Here is a 22233-nt window from a genome sequence, read left to right as displayed (position 1 = left end):
CGCCGGAGTGACGGCGCCCTACGGATCGACCGTCAGGGCCACACCAGGCAATAAGGCTGATGCCCCGCCTCATGCAACCGATGGCTGAAGTCCTGCCACTCATGCAGCAGTTGGTACACATTGAACGCGTCCCGGGGTCCGCCCCGGTCCGGGACCGTCGACCAGATGAACGCCGCCGCGCCCACCGCTTCCTCGCCTATGTCGCGGAGGGGGTCCACCACGGTCATGGGGAGTTTGACCACCGCGTAGTCCGGGTGCAGGACGACGAGTTCGAGTGGCGGCACCTTGTGCAGGGGGACGCCCTCGATGCCCGTCAGCACCATCGCCGCCATCGTCTCCGGCTTGATCTTGGTGAACATGCCGTTCATGCCCAGCTCGTCGCCGCCGAGTTCCTCGGGACGCATCGAGATGGGGACGCGGGCAGCGGTCGCACCGTCCGGCGCACCGAAGTACTTGTACGTCACCCCCACCCGACCACCATTCCTGCTCCCCAACCGGAGGCTCTCGGCCCGGTCGTCGGGCCGGCGGTCGTTCTGCCGGTCGTGCCGCTCGGGCTCACTCGGTACACCCTGTGTCTGACGTGCGTCAGCCTGACGTGCTTCGGTCGCTTCCTCCGCTTCGCGCCGGTGCCTTCCCCGCCGGGCTCGCCGAGGACCCAGGTCATCAGTCCCCTCGCCCAGTCCGCCACCGCGATGCATATCTCCACCCGAGTGCTTTTCTAGGACGCGTGGCCCCCGCCGCGCAACCCGATCATCGTGTCAGTGACCTCCCCCACGGCCGCCCGCCGAAACGTGCGGTGAATCTTCAGTCCGCAGGAAAATCCCCGGTCCCCGATCACTACGTGCCGCATGAGGTGTGTGTATCAGGTGTCAGTCTCGCAGATCGTGAAAGATCGGCCAGGGGTTCCGGAAGGAACGTCCGGCGGACCCCGGTCGAAAGATTCGAACTCCCCGTCCGACCACCTGCCCGCCCCCGTCCGACTCCCCGTCCGACCCCGAGCCCGCGCCGTCGCACCCGCACGCTCACCCCTGCCCCGAACCCGCAGCGCGCCCCCGCTCCCCCTCTCCCTCCCGCCCCACCGCCTACCCTGAGGGAGTCACCCCGCAACCGGAGTCCGAGAAGCCGGAGTAGTCGCACGCCATGAGCGCCCAGAGCGAAACGCCCTATCCCTACGACGCGCCCGCATCCCAGGCGCTCTTCGACCGTGCCTCCGCCGTCACCCCGGGTGGCGTGAACTCCCCGGTGCGCGCCTTCCGTGCCGTCGGCGGTACGCCCCGGTTCATGGTCTCCGGCAGCGGTCCGTACCTCACGGACGCCGACGGGCGCGAGTACGTGGACCTGGTGTGCTCCTGGGGTCCGATGATCCTCGGGCACTCGCACCCCGAGGTCATCGCCGCCGTGCAGGAGGCGGTCGCCCGCGGTACGTCCTTCGGCACGCCCGGCGAGGGCGAGGTCGCGCTCGCCGAGGAGATCGTCGCCCGGATCGAGCCCGTGGACCAGGTGCGCCTGGTCAGCAGCGGCACCGAGGCGACCATGAGCGCGATCCGGCTGGCCCGCGGCTTCACCCGCCGCGCCAAGGTGATCAAGTTCGCCGGCTGCTACCACGGTCACGTCGACTCCCTGCTCGCCTCCGCCGGTTCCGGTGTCGCCACCTTCGCGCTGCCCGACACCCCCGGTGTCACGGGCGCGCAGGCAGGGGACACGATCGTGCTGCCGTACAACGACCTGGAAGCCGTGCAGGAGGCGTTCCACCGGCACCCGGGCGAGATCGCCTGTGTGATCACCGAGGCGTCGCCGGGCAACATGGGCGTCGTCCCGCCGGACCCCGGTTTCAACCAGGGGCTGAAGGACGCCTGCGCCAAGAACGGCGCGCTGTTCATCTCCGACGAGGTGATGACCGGCTTCCGCACCTCCCGCGCGGGCTGGTTCGGCGTCGACGGCGTCGTCCCGGACCTGATGACCTTCGGCAAGGTGATGGGCGGCGGCTTCCCCGCCGCCGCGTTCGGCGGGCGCGCCGACGTGATGGCCCACCTCGCCCCGGCGGGACCGGTCTACCAGGCGGGCACCCTCTCCGGGAACCCGGTCGCCACCGCCGCCGGTCTCGCCCAGCTCCGGCTGCTCGACGACGCGGCGTACGACAAGGTGGACGCGGTCTCCGCGCAGATCCAGGCGCTGGTCACCGAGGCGCTGAGCAAGGAGGGCGTGGCGCACCGGCTGCAGACCGCGTCCAACATGTTCTCGGTGTTCTTCACCGACCGGCAGGTGCGCACCTACGAGGACGCCAAGCGGCAGGAATCGTTCCGCTTCAACGCGTTCTTCCACTCGCTGCTGGCGGACGGCGTGTACCTCCCGCCGTCGTCCTTCGAGTCCTGGTTCGTGTCCACGGCCCACGACGAGCGGGCCATCCAGAAGATCGCCGACGCCCTCCCGGCGGCGGCCCGAGCCGCCGCGGAGGCGACCGCGTGAGCACCAGCACCAGCGACCAGGACCTCACCGTCGTCCACGTCATGCGGCACGGCGAGGTCGACAACCCCGCCGGTGTCCTCTACGGCCGCCTGCCCGACTACCACCTCTCCGAGCTGGGGCGCCGGATGGCGGAGCGGGTCGCCGAGCACCTCGCCCCGCGCGACATCACCTACGTCGTCGCCTCCCCGCTGGAGCGCGCGCAGGAGACCGCCACCCCGATCGCCAAGGCGCACGGTCTCGACCTCGCCACCGACGAGCGGCTGATCGAGGCGGAGAACGTCTTCCAGGGCAAGACCTTCGGTGTCGGCGACGGCGCGCTGCGCAAGCCGGAGAACTGGAAGCACCTGGTCAACCCGTTCAAGCCGTCCTGGGGCGAGCCGTACGTCGACCAGGTCGTCCGCATGATGGGCGCGCTGAACGCGGCCAAGGACCGCGCCCGGGGGCACGAGGCGGTGCTGGTCAGCCACCAGCTCCCGATCTGGATCGTGCGCTCCTACGTCGAGCGGCGCCGCCTCTGGCACGACCCGCGCAAGCGGCAGTGCACCCTCGCCTCGCTGACGAGCTTCACCTTCCGGGGTGACAAGATCGTCTCCGTCGGCTACAGCGAGCCCGCCATCGACCTGGTCCCGGCCCACCTCCACGCGGGTGCCAAGCCCGCCAAGGGCGCCGGACAGGGCAAGGCGTTCGGGGCCTGAACCCGCCGGGAGACCATGGGGTGAATCCACCCATACGGCGCGGTTCGAGCAATCTTGTCGTGTCCGCTGCGAAATAGGCAGTGGATCGCGGAACCTCCCCCTTCGTCACGCCCTCTGACCGAGTGACACCAGCGGGCGTGACGGATCGGGGAACCCATGCACACCATCTCCCGGAGGGGAATACTCGGGCTCGGCGCGGGCGCGGCGGCTGCCGCGGGACTCGCGGGCTGCGGGACCGTGAAGTCCGCCCACTCCCCGGACGCCGGTGGCCACGGCGCCGGTTCCGGGAAGCACGCGGGAGACGGCAAGAACCACCCCGCGCGCCCCAAGGCGCGTCCCATCGGCGACGGCTCCACCTCCTTCACCGGCGCGCAGCCCCACCAGCCCGCCCGCCCCGAGCCGCTGGAGCCGGGTCAGACCCCGCCCCAGTTCGTGGTCTTCTCCTGGGACGGCGCCGGAGAGGTCGGCAACGGTCTCTTCCCGCGCTTTTTGGACCTGGCCAAGGAGCACGGCGCGAGCATGACCTTCTTCCTCTCGGGGCTCTATCTGCTCCCGGAGTCGAAGAAGCGGCTCTACAACCCGCCGAACAACCCGCGCGGCGCCTCCGACATCGGCTACCTCACCGACGCGCACGTCAAGGCGACGCTGGCCAACGTCCGCCGCGCCTGGCTGGAGGGCCACGAGATCGGCACCCACTTCAACGGGCATTTCTGCGGCGGCTACGGCACCGTCGGCAACTGGACGCCCGCCCAGTGGCGCAGCGAGATCGACCAGGCCAAGAAGTTCGTCAAGGAGTGGCGCACCAACACGGGCTGGACCGACCTGCCCTCGCTGCCCTTCGACTACGACAAGGAGCTGACCGGCGGTCGTACGCCCTGTCTGCTCGGCCAGGACCACCTGCTGCCCACCGCCCGCGAGCTGGGCTGGCGCTACGACGCCTCCTCGCCCGGCGGACGCCAGGTCTGGCCGTCCAAGCGGCTCGGGATCTGGGACCTGCCCCTTCAGCAGATACCTTTCCCCGGACACTCCTTCGAGGTCCTGTCCATGGACTACAACATGCTCGCCAACCAGTCCGTGAACTCGACCAACGCCCCCGCCTACAACTACCCGGGCTGGCGCAAGCAGTCCGCGCAGGCGTACATATCCGGCTTCCAGCGCGCCTACGAGACCAACCGCGCGCCCTTCTTCATCGGCAACCACTTCGAGCAGTGGAACGGCGGTCTCTACATGGACGCCGTCGAGGAGGCGTTCAAGCACATCGCGCGCGAGAAGGAGAAGGGTGCCGACGTGCGCCTGGTCTCCTTCCGCCAGTTCACCGACTGGCTGGACGTGCAGAAGCCCGAGGTCCTCGCCGGGCTGCGCACGCTGGACGTGGGGCAGAAGCCCGCCGGGGGCTGGAAGGGATTCCTCGCCGATGGCGGCAGCGGCAAGGGCGGAAGCGCCAAGGGCGGCAGCGGCACCGGCAATGGCGCGGCGTGACGGCGTGTCCGTTTTGCCCGGTGTAAATACCGGTTGAAATGGGGTTTTCCGCCAGCAGGGGGGCGCGCGAAAGCCCCGGAACAGCCATGCGAAACTTTTCACATGAGTACCCGTAGCCGCGCCGCTCTGCTCGGTGCCGTGACCGCCCTCGCGGCCCTGGTCCTGTCCGCGTGCGGCAACGGCGGAATCTCCGGCGGGGGCGGCGACACCAACTTCGTCACCGGCGACAACGGCGTCGACACCGTCGCCCCCGCCCACCGCGTCAAGGCGCCGGACCTGTCCGGGAAGACCATCGACGGCAAGAGCCTCGACGTCGCCGACTACCAGGGCAAGGTCGTCGTCATCAACGTCTGGGGCTCCTGGTGCGGTCCCTGCCGCGCGGAGGCGAAGTACTTCTCCAAGGTCTCCAAGGAGTACGCGGACAAGGGCGTGCAGTTCGTCGGGATCAACACCCGCGACTCCAACACCACCCAGCCCCGCAACTTCGAGAAGGCCAACGGGATCACGTACCCCAGCCTGTACGACCCCACGGGCAAGCTCCTGCTCCGCTTCAAGAAGGGCACGCTCAACCCGCAGCTCATTCCCTCCACCCTGATCATCGACAGGCACGGGAAGATCGCCGCGCGCGCCCTGGAGCAGCTCGACGACCTCGCGCTGCGGGAGATGCTCAAGCCGGTCGCGGCGGAGAAGTGACGTGAGTCCGCTCCTCACGCTCGCCGCCGGCGGGCAGAACCAGACCGTGCTCAACGGCGCCCTGCTGCTCGCCCTGCCCGTCGCGGTGCTCGGCGGGCTCGTCTCCTTCTTCTCGCCCTGCGTGCTGCCGCTGGTGCCGGGCTACCTCTCCTACGTGACCGGCGTCACCGGCACCGACCTGGCCGACGCCCGGCGCGGGCGGATGGCGACCGGCGCCGCCCTCTTCGTACTCGGCTTCACCGTCGTGTTCGTCTCCGGCGGCGCCCTCTTCGGGTTCTTCGGCCAGACCCTCCAGAGCTACAAGGACGTCCTGACCCGGGTCCTCGGCGTGCTCATGATCGTGCTCGGCGTCTTCTTCATGGGTCTGATGCCCTGGCTGACCCAGCGCGAGTTCCGCTTCCACCGGCGCCCGGCCACCGGACTCCTCGGCGCGCCCCTGCTCGGCGCCCTCTTCGGGATCGGCTGGACGCCCTGCATCGGTCCGACCCTCGCCTCCGTCGTCGCCCTCTCCTCCCAGCAGGCGAGCGCGGGCCGGGGCGCGATACTGACCGTCGCGTACTGCCTGGGGCTCGGCGTGCCCTTCGTGCTCACCGCCGTCGCCTTCCGCAAGGCGCTCGGCGCGTTCGGCTGGGTCAAACGCCACTATGTCTGGGTGATGCGCATCGGCGGCACGATGATGATCGTGACCGGTGTGCTGCTGCTGACCGGGGCGTGGGACCACCTGGTGCGGGAGATGCAGACCTGGTCCGACGGCTTCTCTGTGGGGATCTGATGAGCAAGACCACTACCGACACCTCCCCGGAGGGCCTGGGCGCGGCCGGCTCCCAGATGTCCACCGCGCCCCAGGAGGACCTGTCGACCCCGCCCTCGCTGGGCGTGATCGGCTGGGCCCGCTGGTTCTGGCGGCAGCTCACCTCCATGCGGGTCGCGCTGCTGCTGCTCCTGCTGCTCTCGCTCGGCGCGATCCCCGGCTCGCTGATCCCGCAGACCGGCGCCGACGCCAACAAGGTCGACGACTTCCGCAAGGCGCACACCACGCTCGCGCCCGTCTACGACAAGCTCGGGCTCTTCCACGTCTACAGCTCGGTGTGGTTCTCCGCGATCTACATCCTGCTGTTCGTCTCCCTCATCGGCTGCATCGTCCCGCGCACCTGGCAGTTCGTCGGCCAGCTCCGCGGTCGCCCGCCGGGCGCGCCCAGGCGCCTGGACCGGCTCCCGGCGTACACCACCTGGCGCACCACCGCCGACCCCGAGCAGGTCCGCGAGACCGCGCTCGCGCTGCTCAAGAAGCGCCGCTTCCGTGCCCACCGGGTGGGCGACGCGGTCGCCGCCGAGAAGGGGTACGTGCGCGAGCTGGGCAACCTGGTCTTCCACGTCGCCCTCATCGTGCTGCTCGTCGCCTTCGCCTCGGGCCAGATGTTCAAGTCCGACGGCACCAAGCTGATGGTCGAGGGCGACGGCTTCTCCAACGCGCTGCCGATGTACGACGACTTCAAGTCGGGCAGCCTGTTCCAGGGCGACGACCTGGTGCCCTTCAGCTTCGACCTGAAGGACTTCACCGGCACCTACGAGATGAGCGGACCCAACCGGGGCACCCCGCGCACCTACCAGGCGAAGATCGCCTACAGCGAGGGCGCGTACGGCAAGCAGCGCACCACCACCGTCAAGGTCAACGAGCCGCTGAGGATCGGCGACTCCAAGGTCTACCTCGTCAGCCACGGCTACGCCCCCGTGATCACCGTCCGCGACGGCAAGGGCAAGGTCGTCTACCACGACGCCGTCCCCCTGCTCCCGCTCGACGGCAACGTCACCTCGCAGGGCGTCATCAAGGTCATGGACGGCTACCGCGACGCCAACGGCACCAAGGAGCAGCTCGGCATCCGCGCCTTCTTCCTGCCGACCTACGGCGGCGGCGCCAACGTCCTCTCCCAGTTCCCGGCGCTGCTCAACCCGGTGCTCAACCTGGAGCCGTACCACGGCGACCTCGGCGTGGACGCGGGGCTCTCGCAGAGCGTCTACCAGCTCGACCAGCGGCACCTGAAGGGCTACAAGGACGCCAAGGGCGCCCAGCTCAGGGACAACCTCAAGCCCGGCCAGACCATGAAGCTGCCGAACGGCGCGGGGTCCGTGACCTTCGAGAAGAACGTCAAGGAATGGGCGGGCTTCGAGATCGTCCAGGAGCCCGGCGGCGGCTGGGCTCTCGCGGGCGCGCTCGCCGCGATCCTCGGTCTCGCCGCGTCCCTGTTCATCCAGCGCCGCCGCGTGTGGGTCCGGGCGGTCACGGGTCCCGACGGCGTGACCGTCGTGGAGATGGCGGGCCTCGGCCGCAGCGAGTCCGCGAAGGTCCCCGAGGAACTCTCCGACCTCGCCGGAACGCTCTACGACACCGCGCCGGGCGCCCCCGAAAGCACCGCCCCCGCCGACGACGACACCAACGACGACACCGACGCATCCCGCGTCGTCTCTGCCGAAGGGGCTGAGCAGCAGTGATTCTCGCCGCCGCCACCAACGAACACCTCGCGAGTGTCAGCAACACGCTGATCTACTCGTCGATGGCCGTCTACACCCTGGCCTTCTTCGCGTACATCGCCGAATGGCTCTTCGGCAGCCGCAGCAAGGTCGGCCGTACCGCCGCCGCGCTCACCGCCGAGGGGAAGGCGGCGAAGGCGGAGGGACCCGCCGTCACCGTCAAGCAGGCGGGCGGCACCGCCGTCCTGGAGCGACCCCAGGTCGTCGTCCGCCAGGCGGCCGGCGCCCGGGACGTGCCGGACGGTCCCGGCGCCCACGGCGGCGACGTCCAGGGCGACCTGTACGGCCGGATCGCCATCTCCCTGACCGTGCTGGCGTTCCTCGTGGAGCTGGCCGGTGTGGTCGCCCGCGCGGCGTCCGTGCAGCGTGCCCCCTGGGGCAACATGTACGAGTTCAACATCACCTTCTCCACGGTCGCCGTCGCCGTGTACCTCGGGCTGCTCGCGCTGAAGAAGAACGTGCGCTGGCTCGGTCTGTTCCTGATCACCACGGTCCTGCTCGACCTCGGTCTCGCCGTCACCGTGCTCTACACCGCCAGCGACCAGCTCGTCCCCGCCCTGCACTCGTACTGGCTGTACATCCACGTCTCCACCGCGATCTTCTGCGGCGCGGTGTTCTACGTCGGCGCGGTCGCCACGATCCTGTACCTGTTCAAGGACTCCTACGAGAACAAGCTCCAGACCGGCGGCAAGCCCGGCGCCTTCGCCACCTCGGTCCTGGAGCGGCTGCCCGCCTCCGCCTCGCTGGACAAGTTCGCCTACCGGGTCAACGCGGCGGTCTTCCCGCTGTGGACGTTCACGATCATCGCGGGCGCGATCTGGGCGGGCGACGCCTGGGGACGCTACTGGAACTGGGACCCCAAGGAGACCTGGTCCTTCATCACCTGGATCGGCTACGCCTGCTACCTGCACGCCCGCGCCACCGCGGGGTGGAAGGGCCGCAAGGCCGCCTACCTGGCCATGCTCGCCTTCGCCTGCTGGCTGTTCAACTACTACGGCGTCAACATCTTCGTGACCGGCAAGCACTCCTACGCGGGCGTGTGACCGACCGGTACGGGACACTGGTGCCATGAGCGGTTCCATCGAACAGGGCACCAGTCAGACCCACGGGAACACGCACATACTCCATCTCCTGGTGCGTGTCCCGAGGTCCATGGGTGACATCTGGCCCGCGCTGGCCACCGCCGAGGGTCTGACCGGCTGGTGCGTCCCGGTGGACGTCCTCGAACCCCGCCTCGACGGCACCGTCGCCCTGCGGGGTCTCGGCGCGGGGCGCATCACCGCCTGGGACGTGGACCGCGTCGCCGAGTACACGGTCGAGGGCGGCGGCCGTATCCGCTTCCATCTGGAGCGCGACGGCGAGATGGGCAGCGCGCTGCGCTTCACCCACGAGTTCCAGGGCGAGGGCGCGACGGAGGCGGACTGGCGCGAGCGCTTCGAACGGCTGCTCACTGCACTGGGCTGACCGCCGAACCGTCCTCCCTCGCCGCTTCCGCCGCTTCCGCTTCTTCGCCGTCCAGCCCCGCCCGCAGCGCGTCCCTGAGCCGGGACAGCCGGGCGATCTCCGCGTCGAGCAGGGCGATACGGCGCTCCACGACCGGCGCCCCGACGGCGCCCTGGCGCGCGGCACCGGGGTCCGTCGTACCGCACGGGCGGGGGTCCGCCGCCAGCAGGGGCAGCCGGTCCGCGATGGCGGCGAGGTCCGAGACGGTGAGCCCCAGGGTCAGCAGGCGCCGGATCACCTGGAGGAGGGCGAGTTCGGCGGGACCGTAGTCCCGCTGACCCGCGCCGGTGCGGCGGGGCGGGGGGAGCAGACCGCGCTGTTCGTAGAAGCGCAGGGCGCGGGGTGTCGTTCCCACGGCTGCCGCCGCGTCTCCGATTCTCATGCCCCACCCCGCTCGCCGGTCCTACGGCAGCTCCACCACGACCGTGCCGGAATACTGCCCGGCGATCAGCCCGGACAACGCCTGCGGAGCCCGGTCCAGTCCCGTGACCCGGGTGACGGGGAAGCGGATCTCGCCGGAGCGCAGCCAGCGCCCGAAGCGGTCCGTCCACTCCGCCTCCACCTCCGGGTGCTCCGGACCCCGGTAGCCGCCGAGCGACACGCCCCGTACGACGATCCGGAAGGCGTCCAGCCGTACCGGCGCCGTGGCGCCCGCGCCCTCGGTCGCGAGCTGGCCGTCGAGCGCGCCGACCAGCGCGAACCGTGCGCCGGTCCGGGCGGCGTCCACCGCCGCCGCGAGCTGGAGTCCGCCGACGGTGTCCAGCAGGACGTCGACGCCGTCGGGGGCTGCCTTCGCGAGCCGCCCGGCGAAGTCGGCGGGGTCCGTGCCCGGACCGGCGGTGACGACCGCGTCGTAGCCCAGCTCGGCGAGGAGAGCGGTCTTCGCCGGGGAGCGGGTGGTGCCGATCACCCGGTCCGCGCCCAGCAGATGGGCGATCTGCCCCGCCAGCGAGCCCACCCCGCCCGCCGCGCCGGTGACCAGGACGACGTCGCCCGCGCGCACCCGGGCCACCCGGGTGAGCGCGCCGTACGCGGCGGAGCCGGAGGAGAGGGCGGCGACCGGGTCGGGCAGCGCCGGGTCGACGGGGGTGCACGCGGCGACCGGTACGAGGGCGTACTCGCGCCAGCCGAGCGGGTGGAGCACCAGATCGCCCGCCTTGAACGGGTCCGCCGCGGCGAGCACCTCACCGACGGCCGGACCGAACAGCGTGTCCCCGGGGCGCAGTCCCGGCGCCGGGGTGTCCCGCGCCGCCCCGCCGATCAGGGTGCGCAGACCGGCGAAGACCTGGAAGGCACGGTTGCGCACGAGGACGTGACCGGGCGCGGGGACGGGCGCCGGGACCTCGGCGAGGCTGAGGTCCCCGGGCACGGGCAGCCCCTCGGGCACGGCGGCGAGCCGCACCGCACGGACGGTCGCGGGCAGGACGGAGGTCATGGACGTCTCCCGGAAGGCGGACGGCAGGAACCCGCGGACGCTAACCCCTGCCCCGCACGTCAGGGTCAAGCCCGCCCGCGTCGCCCGCTCACCTCGGCAGGTCGTGCGCCGCTCGCTCGGCCGGAGGCACCCCGTTCAGCCCGGCAGGGTCGACATCAGGTCGCGCAGGCGCTCCACGTACAGGCGCATGTTCTTCGTCGCCACGTCCGTGTCGGGGTGGCGGCTGGCCAGCCAGAGTCCGTCGTGGAGGCGGCTGACCCAGACGCAGACCTGGTCGCCGTAGGAGACCCGGAGCAGGGCGTGGGCCCTCTGGTCGGTCCAGCGGTCGGCGCCCGCGATGCCCCGGGTGTCGACGTAGGACACGATCGAGTACAGGTCCGGCGAGGTGGGGCGGAAGTCGGCGCCGAGCAGGCGCAGCACGCGGGCCAGCGGCATCCGGGACAGGGCGCGGTTGGACTGCAGCTCGGCGCGGACCGTGCGCAGGGTGGCCGTCAGGTCGGGGGTGTGGGACACCGGGACCTCGATGGGGGCGCCGCCGACGTACCAGCCGACCGAGTCGGTCCAGCGGGACTTCACCCGGGTGTGGAAGGGGACGACCGTGCGGTACACCGGCTGCTCGCCCAGCTCGTGCACGATCAGCGCGGTGGCCGCGAGCAGCCCGACCAGGCTCCCGCCGTAGGGGCGGCAGTACGCCTCGAACGCGGCAGCCGTCTCCGCGTCCACCAGCGGCTCGCAGATCATCTTCTGCCGCGGCAGCGGACCGCCCGGCGTGACCCCGAGGTCCACCGGGAACGAGGGCAGCGTGCCGTCGCAGCGCTGGATGAACTCCCGCCAGCGCGAGACGATCGCGTGGTCGCCGTCGAGCCGGTCCGCGTCCGCGCGCTCGATCTCGCAGAAGTCCACGTAACTCGCCGCCGGGGTGCGCACCACCGGACCGCGCCCCTGGAGCCCCGCCGTGTACAGCTCCTCGATCTCGGCCGGGATGCCGTGCAGCGAGTAGGCGTCCACGTTGCTGTGGTCGAAGGCGAGGAAGACGGTCGCCGAGTCGTCGCGGACGACCGCCGCGTAGATCAGGTTCGGCCAGCGCAGCGCGTCCGCCACCGTGTCGAACCGGTCCTGGAGGTGCCCGGCCAGCGCTTCCGCGTCGGGGAAGTCGCCGACCGTCTCGCGGTGCAGGGTGACGTCGTCCTCCTCCAGCGTGAACCGGCGCAGCTCCGCGTCGTTCTCGCCCGCCCAGCGGAAGCCGCTGCGCAGCGTCTCGTGCCGTACGGTCCAGGAGCGCAGCGCCTCCTGGAGCACGTCGAGGTCGACCGGACCCGGCAGGTCGAAGGAGGCGCCCAGCCAGGTCGGCACGAACAGGCCGTCCTCGCGGACGGACCTCGCGGTCCTGATGTGCGACTCCTGGATGTAGGCCGGGGGCCGGGAGTCCTCCGGCAGGCTCGCCGCCGCCGCGACGGTCGCCGGACTCAGCGTCCACTCGACGAGCCGTCCCGGCCGGACCTCGCAGCGCTGGATGTCAGTGATTCGCACGCGTCTCCGATCGCAGAGGGGGCCCACTGGACGGGCCCCCGCTCAAGGGAATGCCGTCCCGAGCGGTGGAGACATGCCCGCGCCGGTCATTTCAGCGGAACGGATGGCGAGCCGAACGCGGAAGTGATTAACCGACCGTGACGGTCACCGGGGCGGGCGCGGGACCGGAGCGGGACCGGAGCGGGTCCGGAGCGGGTCCTTGTCCAGGGCGTGCCTACACCCCGATGTCCTCGAACCACAGCTCCGGTCGCTCCTCGATGAACCCGCGCATCAGCGCCACGCACTCCGGATCGTCAAGCAGCACGATCTCCACCCCGTGCCCGGCGAGCCACTCGTGCCCGCCGGAGAACGTCTCCGCCTCCCCGATCACCACCCGCGAGATCCCGAACTGCCGCACCAGACCCGAGCAGTACCAGCACGGCGAGAGCGTGGTCACCATGGTCGTCCCCCGGTACGACCGCTGCCGCCCCGCCGCCCGGAACGCGTCCGTCTCCCCGTGCACCGACGGATCGTCGTCCTGCACCCGCCGGTTCCGCCCCCGCCCGAGCAGCTCGCCACCGGCGCCGTACAGCGCGGCACCGACCGGCACCCCGCCCTCGGCACGCCCGGTACGAGCCTCTTCCAGTGCGACGGCGAGCCAGACCCGCGCCAACTCCGTGTCCATGAGCCCTCTCACGTGCTCTCAGTCCCGGTCGGGGTCGTCCTTCTCCAGGGACTTCAGGAACTCCGGGTTGTCGTCCGGGGCGACCCAGGTGGGCGCGGGGGCGGGGCGGTGACGGACCTTGCCCGCGAGGAGCCAGGCGACGGGACCGACCAGGATCTCGCCGAACAGGAGGATGACGACGACCCAGGCGAGCTTGGGGAGATGGCGGACCTCGTCCTCGGGGGTGTTCAGACAGTCCACGAAGGCATAGATCCACAGGGCCAGGACCAGCAGGAACGGCAGATACCTGAGCATGGGCGCGCGTTCTCCCGACGGTGTGTACGGCCCCGGTGACCGAGCCAGCGTATCCGGTGGCCGATACTGGGACACATGGCTTATGACGATCTTCGCTCCCTGCTGCGGGCGCTGGAGCGCGAGGGTGACCTCAAGCGCATCAAGGCCGAGGTCGACCCGTACCTGGAGGTCGGTGAGATCGTCGACCGGGTGCAGAAGGCCGGCGGACCGGCACTGCTCTTCGAGAACGTCAAGGGCTCCGCGATGCCCCTGGCGATGAACGTCTTCGGCACCGACCGCCGCCTGCTCAAGGCGCTCGGGCTGAAGTCGTACGCGGAGATCTCCGACAAGATCGGCGGACTGCTGCGCCCCGAGCTGCCGCACGGCTTCGTCGGCGTCCGCGAGGCGTTCGGCAAGCTCGGCGCGATGGCGCACGTACCGCCGAAGAAGGTCAAGGGCGACCACGCGCCGGTCCAGGAGGTCGTCCTCACCGGCGACGACGTGGACCTCGACGCGCTGCCCGCCCTGTTCACCTGGCCCAAGGACGGCGGCTCCTTCTTCAACCTCGGGCTCACCCACACCAAGGACCCCGAGTCCGGTGTCCGCAACCTCGGTCTGTACCGCCTCCAGCGGCACGACAGGCGCACCATCGGCATGCACTGGCAGATCCACAAGGACAGCCGGAACCACTACGCGGTCGCCGCCCGGCGCGGTGAGCGGCTGCCCGTCGCCATCGCCTTCGGCTGCCCGCCCGCCGTCACCTACGCCTCCACCGCCCCGCTGCCCGGCGACATCGACGAGTACATGTTCGCCGGGTTCATCGCGGGCAAGCGGATCGAGATGGTCGACTGCAAGACCGTCCCGCTCCAGGTCCCGGCGAACGCCGAGGTCGTCCTCGAGGGCTGGCTGGAGCCGGGCGAGATGCTGCCCGAGGGTCCCTTCGGCGACCACACCGGGTTCTACACCCCGCAGGAACCGTTCCCCGCGTTGAAGATCGACTGCGTGACGATGCGGAAGCGACCGCTGCTCCAGTCCATCGTGGTCGGCCGCCCGCCGACGGAGGACGGTCCCCTCGGCCGCGCCACCGAGCGCTTCTTCCTGCCGCTGCTGAAGATCATCGTCCCGGACATCGTGGACTACCACCTCCCCGAGGCGGGCGGCTTCCACAACTGCGCGATCGTCTCGATCGACAAGAAGTACCCGAAGCACGCCCAGAAGGTGATGTCCGCGATCTGGGGCGCGCACATGATGTCCCTGACCAAGCTGATCGTGGTCGTCGACTCCGACTGCGACGTGCACGACCTGCACGAGGTCGCCTGGCGGGCGCTCGGCAACACCGACTACGCGCGCGACCTGGTGGTCGCCGAGGGTCCCGTCGACCATCTCGACCACGCCTCCTACCAGCAGTTCTGGGGCGGCAAGGCGGGCATCGACGCGACGAAGAAGCTGCCCGAGGAGGGCTACACGAGGGACGGGGGCTGGCCGGACATGGTCCTGTCGGATCCGGATACGGCCGAACGGGTGACGCGGCGCTGGAAGGAGTACGGACTGTGAGCGGTGAGGTCATTCTTGGAGAGGGCAGCGCGAAGCATGGTCCCCGCAGACGCGGGGGTGTTCCGGCGTTCCTGCGCCTGGTGATGATCGAGCACTCGGTCTTCGCGCTGCCCTTCGCCTACATCGCCGCGCTCACCGCGATGTACCAGTGGGACAAGAACGTCCACTGGGCGCGGCTGCTCCTCGTCACCATCTGCATGGTCGGGCTGCGCACCTTCGCGATGGCGGTCAACCGGATCATCGACCGCGAGATCGACGCCCGTAACCCGCGCACCGCCCACCGCGAGCTGGTCACCGGCGCGATGTCGGTACGGCACGCGTGGACCGGCGCGCTGATCGCCCTGATCGTCTTCCTCGGCTCCGCCGCGCTGCTGAACCCGCTGTGCCTGGCGCTCGCGCCGGTCGCGGTGATCCCGATGGTGGTCTATCCGTACGGCAAGCGGTTCACCAACTTCCCGCAGGCGATCCTGGGTCTCGCCCAGGCGATGGGACCGGTCGGCGGCTGGCTCGCCATCTCCGGCACCTGGTCCTGGGACGCGGTGATCCTCGGGCTCGCGGTCGGCATCTGGATCGGCGGCTTCGACCTGATCTACGCCTGCCAGGACGTCGAGACCGACCGCGAGATCGGCGTGAAGTCGGTCCCGGCCCGCTTCGGCATCCCGGCGGCGATCTGGGGCGCGCGCGTCTGCCACGCCCTCACGATGGCCCTCTTCATCTGGTACGCCCTCGCCACCCACGCGGGCGCGTTCTTCTGGCTGGGTCTGGTGATCGTGGGGTCGGCGTTCGTGTACGAGCACCGGATCGTGCGACCGCATGATCTGTCGCGGCTGAACAGGGCGTTCTTCAGCGTCAACGGCTTCATCGGCATCGCTCTTTTCGTGTGCGCGCTGCTGGACCTGCTGGTGCGGGGTCTGACGGTCTGAGCACAGGTGCGCATACAGGTCCGCGTACCGGTACACGCGCAGCTCCGCGTGTGACGGGTGGGGTACGACTCCGTGCTACCCCACCCGGCCTGAACACGCCGCGTCACGCCGGTACTCTCAAGGTGTGAACGCAGGAGAATCGCAGCGCGTGCCTTGGATCGTGGGGGTTTCCGGAGCTTCCGGGACGCCGTACGCGGCTGCCGTGCTGCGGGCGCTGCTGGACGCCGGTGAGGCGGTGGACCTGGTGGTCAGCCGGGCCTCGCGGCTGACGCTGCTGGACGAGACGGGCATCTCGTTCCGCGACGCGCACTGGCAGGAGGACCTGCGGGAGTGGCTGGGGCGCGGCGCGGACGGCAAGCCCGGCACCTTCGAGGCGGACGTGAGCGGCGTGCGGTACTGGAACGCGGGGGACCTGGCCGCGGGACCGTCCTCGGGGTCGTACCCCGTCAAGGGGATGCTGATCGTCCCCGCCTCCACCGCGTGCGTCGCCGGAGTCGCCCTCGGGCTGTCCAAGGACCTGCTCCAGCGCGCGGCGAGCGTCACGCTCAAGGAGCGGCGCCCGCTGGTCGTGGCCGTACGGGAGACCCCGTTGAACGGGCAGACCCTGCGCCATCTCGTCGCCCTGGACGACGCGGGCGCGAGCGTGGTCCCCGCCTCGCCCGCCTTCTACGCGGGCGCCACCCACATCCAGGACCTGGTGGACTTCGTGGCCGGGCGGGTGCTGGACGCGGCGGGCGTCGGACACGGGCTCTACCGGCGCTGGAAGGGCGAACTGGGCGGCGGCGCGCGGAGCACGTAGCAGAGCTTGCGGCGGTACTTCTCCATCAGCGGTACTTCTCACTCCACTTGGCAATTTCACACCGGAAGGCTTCGATCGCATGGACGCGGTGGACAGGCAGCTCATCCAGGCCCTGAGGGAGAACGGCCGGGCCTCGTACGCGGAGCTGGGCCGCCTGGTCGGTCTGTCGGGTCCGAGCGTCACGGACCGGATCAACCGGCTGGAGGCGGCCGGGGTCATCACCGGTTACCGCGCGACGGTGGACGCCGCCTCCCTCGGGCTCGGTGTGACGGCGCTGATCGGCATCTCGCTGTCGGACGCCGCCGACCACGAGGACGTGGCGCGCCGGCTCAAGGACCTCACCGAGATCGAGGACTGCTGGTTCATCGCCGGTGACGACTCCTTCATGCTGAAGGTCCGCTCCTCCGACGTGGACGGTCTGGAGAAGACGATCCGCAGACTCAGCGGCACCAAGGGCGTCTCCCGCACCCGCACCACGATCGTGCTCTCCACCAAGTGGGAGAACCGCGTGGGTGAGCTGCCCGAAGAGGTGTAGGCGCGCGGGAACGCGGGTTCGGGGGAGTACGGTTGGTCAGGTTGTCGGCGAAAGGTGTTGGTATGGACGTCGGGCTCAAGCGCGAGCTGGAGGAGAAGGTCCGCTCCGGTGAGCGGCTGACCCGTGAGGACGGCATCGCACTCTACGAGTCGGACGACCTGGCCTGGCTCGGCGGCCTCGCGCACGAGGTGCGGACGCGTAAGAACGGCGACGTCGTGCACTTCAACGTCAACCGGCACCTCAACATGACCAACGTGTGCACGGCGTCCTGCGCCTACTGCTCGTTCCAGCGCAAGCCGGGCGAGAAGGACGCGTACACGATGCGCATCGAGGAGGCCGTGAAGCTGGCCAAGGCGATGGAGTCGGAGAACCTGACGGAGCTGCACATCGTCAACGGTCTCCACCCGAACCTCCCGTGGCGCTACTACCCGCGCTCCCTGCGCGAGCTGAAGGCCGCGCTGCCGCAGGTCTCGCTGAAGGCGTTCACGGCGACGGAGATCCACCACTTCGAGACGATCTCCGGACTGTCCGCCTCCGAGATCCTCGACGAACTCATCGACGCGGGGCTTGAGTCGCTGACCGGCGGCGGCGCCGAGATCTTCGACTGGGAGGTCCGCCAGCACATCGTGGACCACCGCACGCACTGGGAAGACTGGTCGCGCATCCACCGCCTGGCGCACGAGAAGGGTCTGAAGACCCCGGCGACCATGCTGTACGGCCACATCGAGGAGCCGCGCCACCGCGTGGACCACGTGCTGCGGCTGCGGGAGCTGCAGGACGAGACGAACGGCTTCCAGGTCTTCATCCCGCTGCGCTACCAGCACGACTTCGTGGACATGAAGGACGGCAAGGTCCGCAACCGCCTCCAGGCGCGCACCCAGATGGCGACGGGCGCCGAGGCGCTGAAGACCTTCGCCGTCTCCCGGCTGCTGTTCGACAACGTGCCGCACGTGAAGGTGTTCTGGGTGATGCACGGTGTGCAGACCGCCCAGCTCGCCCTCCAGCACGGCGCGGACGACATGGACGGCTCGGTCGTCGAGTACAAGATCACGCACGACGCGGACAACTACGGCACGCCGAACAAGCTGACCCGCGACGACCTGCTCGACCTGATCCGCGACGCGGGTTTCCGCCCGGTCGAGCGCAACACGCGCTACGAGATCATCCGCGAGTACGAGGGTCCGGACCCGCTGCGCCGGGAGACGCCGCAGGCGATGCGCGTCTGAGACGGAAGCGGGCGGCGGACTGTCGTACCGCCCACTGAAACGCGGTAGCCACGGGGCTGAGGTAATGACTACCTTGGCCCCGTGTCTCTTACCTTCACTCTCGACCCCGCCGTCACCCCCGAGCTGCGCGACGGTCTGCTCGACCTGTGGGCGGACGTCAGCAACGCGGGCGGCGCCGTCGGCTTCGTGGCGCCCGTGACCCGCGAGGAGATACGCCCGGAGCTGGTCCGCACCCTGGCGCGGCTGGCCGAGGGGCACAGCAGGCTGCTGGTCGGGCACGACGAGGACGGGCGGGTCGCGGCGACCGCGTTCCTCACCTTCAACACCCACCGGCTGATGACCCACTGGCTGTGGCTGTACACGGTGATGGTCCACCCCAAGCACCAGGGCAGGGGCTACGGACGTGACCTGCTCGCGTCCGCCGCCGACGCCGCCCGCGGCTTCGACGGGATAGAGGCGATCCGGCTCGGCTGCCGGGGCGGTCATGGCTTGGAGCACTTCTACGCCTCTTGCGGCTACCAGGAGGTCGGGCGGGTGCCCGGCGCCATCCGCGTCGCCCCCGGCGACCACCGCGACGACATCACCATGCTGCTGCCCCTGCGCTGAGCCCCGCCGCCAAGATCGACCACTTGGCGTGCTTCACTGGGCGATGCCCCTTTGGGGGCTTCGAACCGTACGAACGGAAGTGGATGGACATGCTCCGCTACACGCTGATGCGTCTCGGCGTCTTCGCCGGCTGCCTCGTGGTCGCCTGGGGAGCCGTCTACTCGGGTCTCGTCCCGCGCGGCTTCGGCGACTCCAACTTCTTCTGGGTCGTGCTCCTCGCGCTGGTCCTGTCCGCGCCGATCAGTTGGATCGTGCTGCGCAAGGAACGCGAGCGCGCCTCCGTCCAGATCGTCGGCCGCGTCGACCGCATGAAGGCCAACCTGGACGCCAACCGCAACCAGGAGGACGCGGTGGACGAGAGCGTCCGCACCCAGGGCCAGCCCGGCTGACCGCACCTCCACCGTCGCCTTCCCGCACCCGGCCAGAAGGCGACCGGCGGCGCATCGCCGCACGTCAGGCCCCGATACCCTGATACGCGATCCGCGCCCCCGTCCCGGGCGCGACCCGCCTTGGAAGGGAAGTCGCCCGTGGAGTTCCGGCTGCTCGGCACGGTCTCCGTCGACACCTTCACCGGGCCCCTGCCGCTCGGTCCCGCCAAGCGCCGCAGCCTGCTCGCCGCACTGCTGCTGTCCGCCAACACCCCCGTCTCGGTCGCCCGGCTGACCGAGTCGCTGTGGGACGAGACGCCCCCCTCGCAGGCGCGGAGCGTCATCCAGGGGCATGTCTCCCGGCTGCGCGCCCTGCTCACCGGGGCGGACGCGGCGGCGTACGGGGTCGAGCTGGTCACGCTCACCGACGCCTACCTCCTGCGGGTGCCCGAATCCCTGCTGGACGCGCAGCGGTTCGAGGAGCTGCTGATGATGGCCCGGCAGCAGCGGGAACCCGCCGACGCCGCCATGATGCTCACCGAGGCGCTGTCGCTGTGGCAGGGTCCCGCGCTCGGCGGCGCCTTCACCGGACCGCCGCTCCAGGCAGCCGCGCACACCCTGGAGGAGTCGCGGCTCGCCACCGTCGAGGAACTGGCGCGCACCTACGCCCTGCTCGGCGAGCACCACCGCGCCGCCGCCGTCCTGCGCCCGGAGGCGGTCGCGCACCCGATGCGGGAGTCGCTCGCCGCCGCGCTGATCAAGGCGCTGTACGGCGCGGGACGCCAGGCGGAGGCGCTGGACTGGTTCCACCGCACGCGGCGGCTGCTCGCCGACGAGCTGGGCATCGACCCGGGGCGGGAACTGGCCGACGCCTACGCGCTGATCCTGCGGGGCGGCGAGGTCGCGGACGATCCGGTCGTACCCGCGTCCGTGCCCGTATCCGCACCCGCGTCCGCCCCCGAGGTCCCGGTGGCCACGGTCGCCGTCGCCGCCGAGCCCCTGGTCCGGCTGCCCGCGCCCGCCGTGCCCGTCGTACCGCCCGCCGAGCTGCTGCCCCGCGCGCCCCGGGGTTTCCAGGGGCGCACCGAGGAGCTGGCCGCGCTCAGCCGGGCGGCGGCGGGCGAGGCGCCCGTGTGCCTGATCACCGGTCCCGCCGGGGTGGGCAAGACGGCGCTGGCCCTGCAGTGGGCGCATCACAAGGCGTCCGTCTTCCCGGACGGGCGGCTCTACGCGGACCTGCGCGGCTTCAGCGAGACGGGCGAGCCCGAACTGACCGACGTCCTGCGGGAGTTCCTGCCCGCGCTCGGGGTGCCGCCGCGCCGGGTGCCCGAGTCCGCGTCGGCCGCCGCCGCGCTGTTCCGCACGCTGACCGAGCGGCGCAGACTGCTGGTCGTCCTGGACAACGCCCGTGACTCCGCGACCGTACGGGCGCTGCTGCCCGGCGGACCCGACTGCGTCACGCTCGTCACCAGCCGCCACCGCCTCGAAGGGCTCATCGCGTCCGACGCCGCCCGGCCCGTGCCGCTGGACGTGCTCGAACCGCAGGACGGCATGGCTCTGCTCGCCGGAGTGCTCGGCGAGGAGCGCGTGCTCGCGGAACCGGTGGCGGCCCAGCGGCTCGCGGAACTGTGCGGAGGGCTCCCGCTCGCCCTGCGCGTGGTCGCCGCGCGCCTCGCCGGACGCCCCGGTCGACCGCTGGCCGCGCTGGCGGCGGAACTGGCCGACGAGCAGGGGCGGTTGGTCCGCCTCGCCGTGGACGACACCGGGGTCGCCGCCGCCCTGCGGCTGACCGTGCAGCAACTCCCGCCCGACGCCGTACGGTTGCTGGCGCGGCTCGGTCATCACCCGGGCAGCCATGTGGACGCGTACGCGTGCGGGGCGCTCCTGGACACCGGGTTCGCCGCCGCGCAGGCGACGCTGGAGCGGCTCGGCGCCGCCCACCTCGTCACGGAGACGGCGCCGGGGCGCTGGACGCTGCACGACCTGGTCCGGCTGTACGCCCGGGACATGGAGCCGGAGGCGGGACCCGAGGCGCTCGTCCGCGCCCTGGACCACCTGACGGCGACCGCGCTCGCCGCGACCGACACCGCCGAACCGGGCGGCGGCGCCTGCTTCGGACTGCCGGAGAACTTCCACCAGCCGCGCGCGGTACGGGAGTTCGCGGACCGGTCCGAGGCGCTCAACTGGTTCGCCGCCGAACGCGACGACCTGGCCCGGGCGGTGGCCGCCGCGCGCTGTGCCGGGTTCCACGACCGCGCCTGGCGGCTGGTCCTGCTCCACTGGCCGCAGGTGGTGCTGCGGGTACGCGACGGCTGGGTGCCGCTGCTGGAGTCCGCCCTGGAGGCGGCGCGTGCGGAGCAGGACGCGTACGCCGAGGCGCGGGTGCTCAGCCTGCTCGGCTGGGTGCTGACGGAGGAGGGCCGCACCGCCGAGGCAGTCGCCCTGCTGGAGACCGCGCCCGCGCTGGCACGCAAGGCGGGCGACGCACCGGGCGAGGTGACCGCCACCATCAACCTCGCCGTCGCCCGCGCCGAGCACGGCGACCTCGACATCGCGCTGGAGGACTGCGAGCGCGCCGCCGGACTGGCCCGCGCGGCGGGCGACCGGCACACCGAGATGCTCGCGCTCCAGCACCTCGCCCGCACCCTCCTCACGGCGGGCCACGCGGACCGGTCCCTGGACACCGTCCGCACCGCCCTCGCCCTCGGACCCGAACACGAGGAGACCGCCCGCCGCGCCCTCCTCCTCACCACCGCGGGCGAGGCGCACCTCTCCCTCGGCGCCCACGAGGAGGGCGTCCACCTCCTGGAGCGCGCGGCGGACGAGGCGGAGCGCGAGGGCTACGACGAGGGCGCGGCCCGCGCGCTGGAGTGCCTGCTGCGGGTGGCGGAGAAACCGGAGTACCGCGCCCGGTACGAGCGCGCGGTACGGCGCCTCGCGCGAGAGGCGTGAGTC

Annotated in this window: 22 protein-coding genes; 16 read left to right on the top strand and 6 right to left on the bottom strand. The window is 71.2% G+C overall.

Annotation, left to right across the window (positions count from 1 at the left end; translation table 11 throughout):
• Window positions 1-32: 32 nt before the first annotated feature.
• Entirely contained in the window at window positions 33-698 is a 666-nt protein-coding gene (locus tag IF655_RS23505; RefSeq protein ID WP_199587082.1) for a hypothetical protein, read from the bottom strand.
• 442 nt (window positions 699-1140) lie between these two features.
• Here IF655_RS23505 and hemL point away from each other — a divergent pair, with 442 nt between their 5' ends.
• From hemL to IF655_RS23465, 8 genes are all read left to right on the top strand, one after another.
• The gene (hemL, locus tag IF655_RS23500; RefSeq protein ID WP_199587081.1) at window positions 1141-2466 is read left to right on the top strand and encodes a glutamate-1-semialdehyde 2,1-aminomutase; all 1326 of its coding nucleotides are present in this window, start codon (window positions 1141-1143) and stop codon (window positions 2464-2466) included.
• A 41-nt stretch (window positions 2467-2507) separates the two neighbouring features.
• The gene (locus IF655_RS23495) at window positions 2508-3161 is read left to right on the top strand and encodes a histidine phosphatase family protein (RefSeq protein WP_199587137.1); all 654 of its coding nucleotides are present in this window, start codon (window positions 2508-2510) and stop codon (window positions 3159-3161) included.
• 156 nt (window positions 3162-3317) lie between these two features.
• Window positions 3318-4640, top strand: coding sequence for a hypothetical protein (locus IF655_RS23490; protein ID WP_199587080.1), 1323 nt, complete (start codon window positions 3318-3320; stop codon window positions 4638-4640).
• A 102-nt stretch (window positions 4641-4742) separates the two neighbouring features.
• Window positions 4743-5333 (top strand): TlpA disulfide reductase family protein, encoded by a 591-nt coding sequence (locus tag IF655_RS23485; RefSeq protein ID WP_206776313.1) that lies wholly within the window; start codon window positions 4743-4745, stop codon window positions 5331-5333.
• A 1-nt stretch (window position 5334) separates the two neighbouring features.
• On the top strand, window positions 5335-6105 hold the full coding sequence (locus tag IF655_RS23480) for a cytochrome c biogenesis protein CcdA (RefSeq protein ID WP_199587079.1): 771 nt from the start codon (window positions 5335-5337) through the stop codon (window positions 6103-6105).
• Window positions 6105-7823, top strand: a complete 1719-nt coding sequence (locus IF655_RS23475) for a cytochrome c biogenesis protein ResB (protein WP_199587078.1) — start codon at window positions 6105-6107, stop codon at window positions 7821-7823. The genes IF655_RS23480 and IF655_RS23475 overlap by 1 nt, the downstream gene beginning before the upstream one ends.
• The gene (ccsB, locus tag IF655_RS23470) at window positions 7820-8905 is read left to right on the top strand and encodes a c-type cytochrome biogenesis protein CcsB (protein ID WP_199587077.1); all 1086 of its coding nucleotides are present in this window, start codon (window positions 7820-7822) and stop codon (window positions 8903-8905) included. The genes IF655_RS23475 and ccsB overlap by 4 nt, the downstream gene beginning before the upstream one ends.
• A 25-nt stretch (window positions 8906-8930) precedes the next feature.
• Window positions 8931-9326 (top strand): hypothetical protein, encoded by a 396-nt coding sequence (locus tag IF655_RS23465; protein ID WP_199587076.1) that lies wholly within the window; start codon window positions 8931-8933, stop codon window positions 9324-9326.
• Here the strand turns inward: IF655_RS23465 and IF655_RS23460 are convergent.
• The 5 genes from IF655_RS23460 to IF655_RS23440 form a co-directional block, all read right to left on the bottom strand.
• The gene (locus tag IF655_RS23460) at window positions 9310-9747 is read right to left on the bottom strand and encodes a MerR family transcriptional regulator (protein WP_199587075.1); all 438 of its coding nucleotides are present in this window, start codon (window positions 9745-9747) and stop codon (window positions 9310-9312) included. The two genes, IF655_RS23465 and IF655_RS23460, sit on opposite strands and share 17 nt — an antisense overlap.
• A 21-nt stretch (window positions 9748-9768) precedes the next feature.
• A complete protein-coding gene (locus IF655_RS23455; RefSeq protein WP_199587074.1) occupies window positions 9769-10800 on the bottom strand; it encodes an NADP-dependent oxidoreductase in 1032 nt (343 codons plus the stop codon).
• Window positions 10801-10935: 135 nt separating this feature from the next.
• Window positions 10936-12330, bottom strand: a complete 1395-nt coding sequence (locus IF655_RS23450) for a condensation domain-containing protein (protein WP_199587073.1) — start codon at window positions 12328-12330, stop codon at window positions 10936-10938.
• Window positions 12331-12544: 214 nt separating this feature from the next.
• On the bottom strand, window positions 12545-12994 hold the full coding sequence (locus tag IF655_RS23445; protein WP_199587072.1) for a nucleoside deaminase: 450 nt from the start codon (window positions 12992-12994) through the stop codon (window positions 12545-12547).
• Between the two features lie 18 nt (window positions 12995-13012).
• Window positions 13013-13288, bottom strand: coding sequence for a PLD nuclease N-terminal domain-containing protein (locus tag IF655_RS23440; protein ID WP_199587071.1), 276 nt, complete (start codon window positions 13286-13288; stop codon window positions 13013-13015).
• Window positions 13289-13363: 75 nt separating this feature from the next.
• On the opposite strand from IF655_RS23440, the gene IF655_RS23435 reads away from it, so the two are divergent.
• The 8 genes from IF655_RS23435 (at window position 13364) to IF655_RS23400 (ending at window position 22230) form a co-directional block, all read left to right on the top strand.
• Window positions 13364-14821, top strand: coding sequence for a menaquinone biosynthesis decarboxylase (locus IF655_RS23435; protein ID WP_199587070.1), 1458 nt, complete (start codon window positions 13364-13366; stop codon window positions 14819-14821).
• 11 nt (window positions 14822-14832) lie between these two features.
• Entirely contained in the window at window positions 14833-15744 is a 912-nt protein-coding gene (gene mqnP, locus IF655_RS23430) for a menaquinone biosynthesis prenyltransferase MqnP (protein ID WP_199587135.1), read from the top strand.
• Window positions 15745-15892: 148 nt separating this feature from the next.
• Window positions 15893-16543: a UbiX family flavin prenyltransferase gene (locus IF655_RS23425; RefSeq protein ID WP_199587134.1), complete on the top strand. Its 651-nt coding sequence runs from the start codon at window positions 15893-15895 to the stop codon at window positions 16541-16543.
• 79 nt (window positions 16544-16622) lie between these two features.
• Complete coding sequence (locus IF655_RS23420; protein WP_018543802.1) at window positions 16623-17078, top strand: Lrp/AsnC family transcriptional regulator; 456 nt, start codon at window positions 16623-16625, stop codon at window positions 17076-17078.
• A gap of 62 nt (window positions 17079-17140) precedes the next feature.
• A complete protein-coding gene (gene mqnE / locus IF655_RS23415; RefSeq protein WP_199587069.1) occupies window positions 17141-18304 on the top strand; it encodes an aminofutalosine synthase MqnE in 1164 nt (387 codons plus the stop codon).
• Window positions 18305-18385: 81 nt separating this feature from the next.
• Window positions 18386-18910 (top strand): GNAT family N-acetyltransferase, encoded by a 525-nt coding sequence (locus IF655_RS23410; RefSeq protein WP_199587068.1) that lies wholly within the window; start codon window positions 18386-18388, stop codon window positions 18908-18910.
• Between the two features lie 89 nt (window positions 18911-18999).
• The gene (locus IF655_RS23405) at window positions 19000-19299 is read left to right on the top strand and encodes a DUF4229 domain-containing protein (protein WP_199587067.1); all 300 of its coding nucleotides are present in this window, start codon (window positions 19000-19002) and stop codon (window positions 19297-19299) included.
• A gap of 138 nt (window positions 19300-19437) precedes the next feature.
• The gene (locus IF655_RS23400) at window positions 19438-22230 is read left to right on the top strand and encodes a BTAD domain-containing putative transcriptional regulator (RefSeq protein WP_199587066.1); all 2793 of its coding nucleotides are present in this window, start codon (window positions 19438-19440) and stop codon (window positions 22228-22230) included.
• Window positions 22231-22233: the final 3 nt, after the last annotated feature.

Source organism: Streptomyces sp. DSM 110735 (assembly GCF_016482685.1).
In the GTDB taxonomy this organism is placed as follows: Bacteria; Actinomycetota; Actinomycetes; order Streptomycetales; family Streptomycetaceae; genus Streptomyces.
This window is presented reverse-complemented; position numbering and strand designations above follow the sequence as displayed.

Coding starts and splice junctions, on each gene's coding strand:
- IF655_RS23505 (WP_199587082.1), bottom strand. CDS start 698: ATGCATCGCGGTGGCGGACTGGGCGAGGGGACTGATGACCTGGGTCCT.
- hemL (WP_199587081.1), top strand. CDS start 1,141: ATGAGCGCCCAGAGCGAAACGCCCTATCCCTACGACGCGCCCGCATCC.
- IF655_RS23495 (WP_199587137.1), top strand. CDS start 2,508: ATGCGGCACGGCGAGGTCGACAACCCCGCCGGTGTCCTCTACGGCCGC.
- IF655_RS23490 (WP_199587080.1), top strand. CDS start 3,318: ATGCACACCATCTCCCGGAGGGGAATACTCGGGCTCGGCGCGGGCGCG.
- IF655_RS23485 (WP_206776313.1), top strand. CDS start 4,743: ATGAGTACCCGTAGCCGCGCCGCTCTGCTCGGTGCCGTGACCGCCCTC.
- IF655_RS23475 (WP_199587078.1), top strand. CDS start 6,105: ATGAGCAAGACCACTACCGACACCTCCCCGGAGGGCCTGGGCGCGGCC.
- IF655_RS23465 (WP_199587076.1), top strand. CDS start 8,931: ATGAGCGGTTCCATCGAACAGGGCACCAGTCAGACCCACGGGAACACG.
- IF655_RS23460 (WP_199587075.1), bottom strand. CDS start 9,747: ATGAGAATCGGAGACGCGGCGGCAGCCGTGGGAACGACACCCCGCGCC.
- IF655_RS23455 (WP_199587074.1), bottom strand. CDS start 10,800: ATGACCTCCGTCCTGCCCGCGACCGTCCGTGCGGTGCGGCTCGCCGCC.
- IF655_RS23445 (WP_199587072.1), bottom strand. CDS start 12,994: ATGGACACGGAGTTGGCGCGGGTCTGGCTCGCCGTCGCACTGGAAGAG.
- IF655_RS23440 (WP_199587071.1), bottom strand. CDS start 13,288: ATGCTCAGGTATCTGCCGTTCCTGCTGGTCCTGGCCCTGTGGATCTAT.
- IF655_RS23435 (WP_199587070.1), top strand. CDS start 13,364: ATGGCTTATGACGATCTTCGCTCCCTGCTGCGGGCGCTGGAGCGCGAG.
- IF655_RS23420 (WP_018543802.1), top strand. CDS start 16,623: ATGGACGCGGTGGACAGGCAGCTCATCCAGGCCCTGAGGGAGAACGGC.
- mqnE (WP_199587069.1), top strand. CDS start 17,141: ATGGACGTCGGGCTCAAGCGCGAGCTGGAGGAGAAGGTCCGCTCCGGT.
- IF655_RS23405 (WP_199587067.1), top strand. CDS start 19,000: ATGCTCCGCTACACGCTGATGCGTCTCGGCGTCTTCGCCGGCTGCCTC.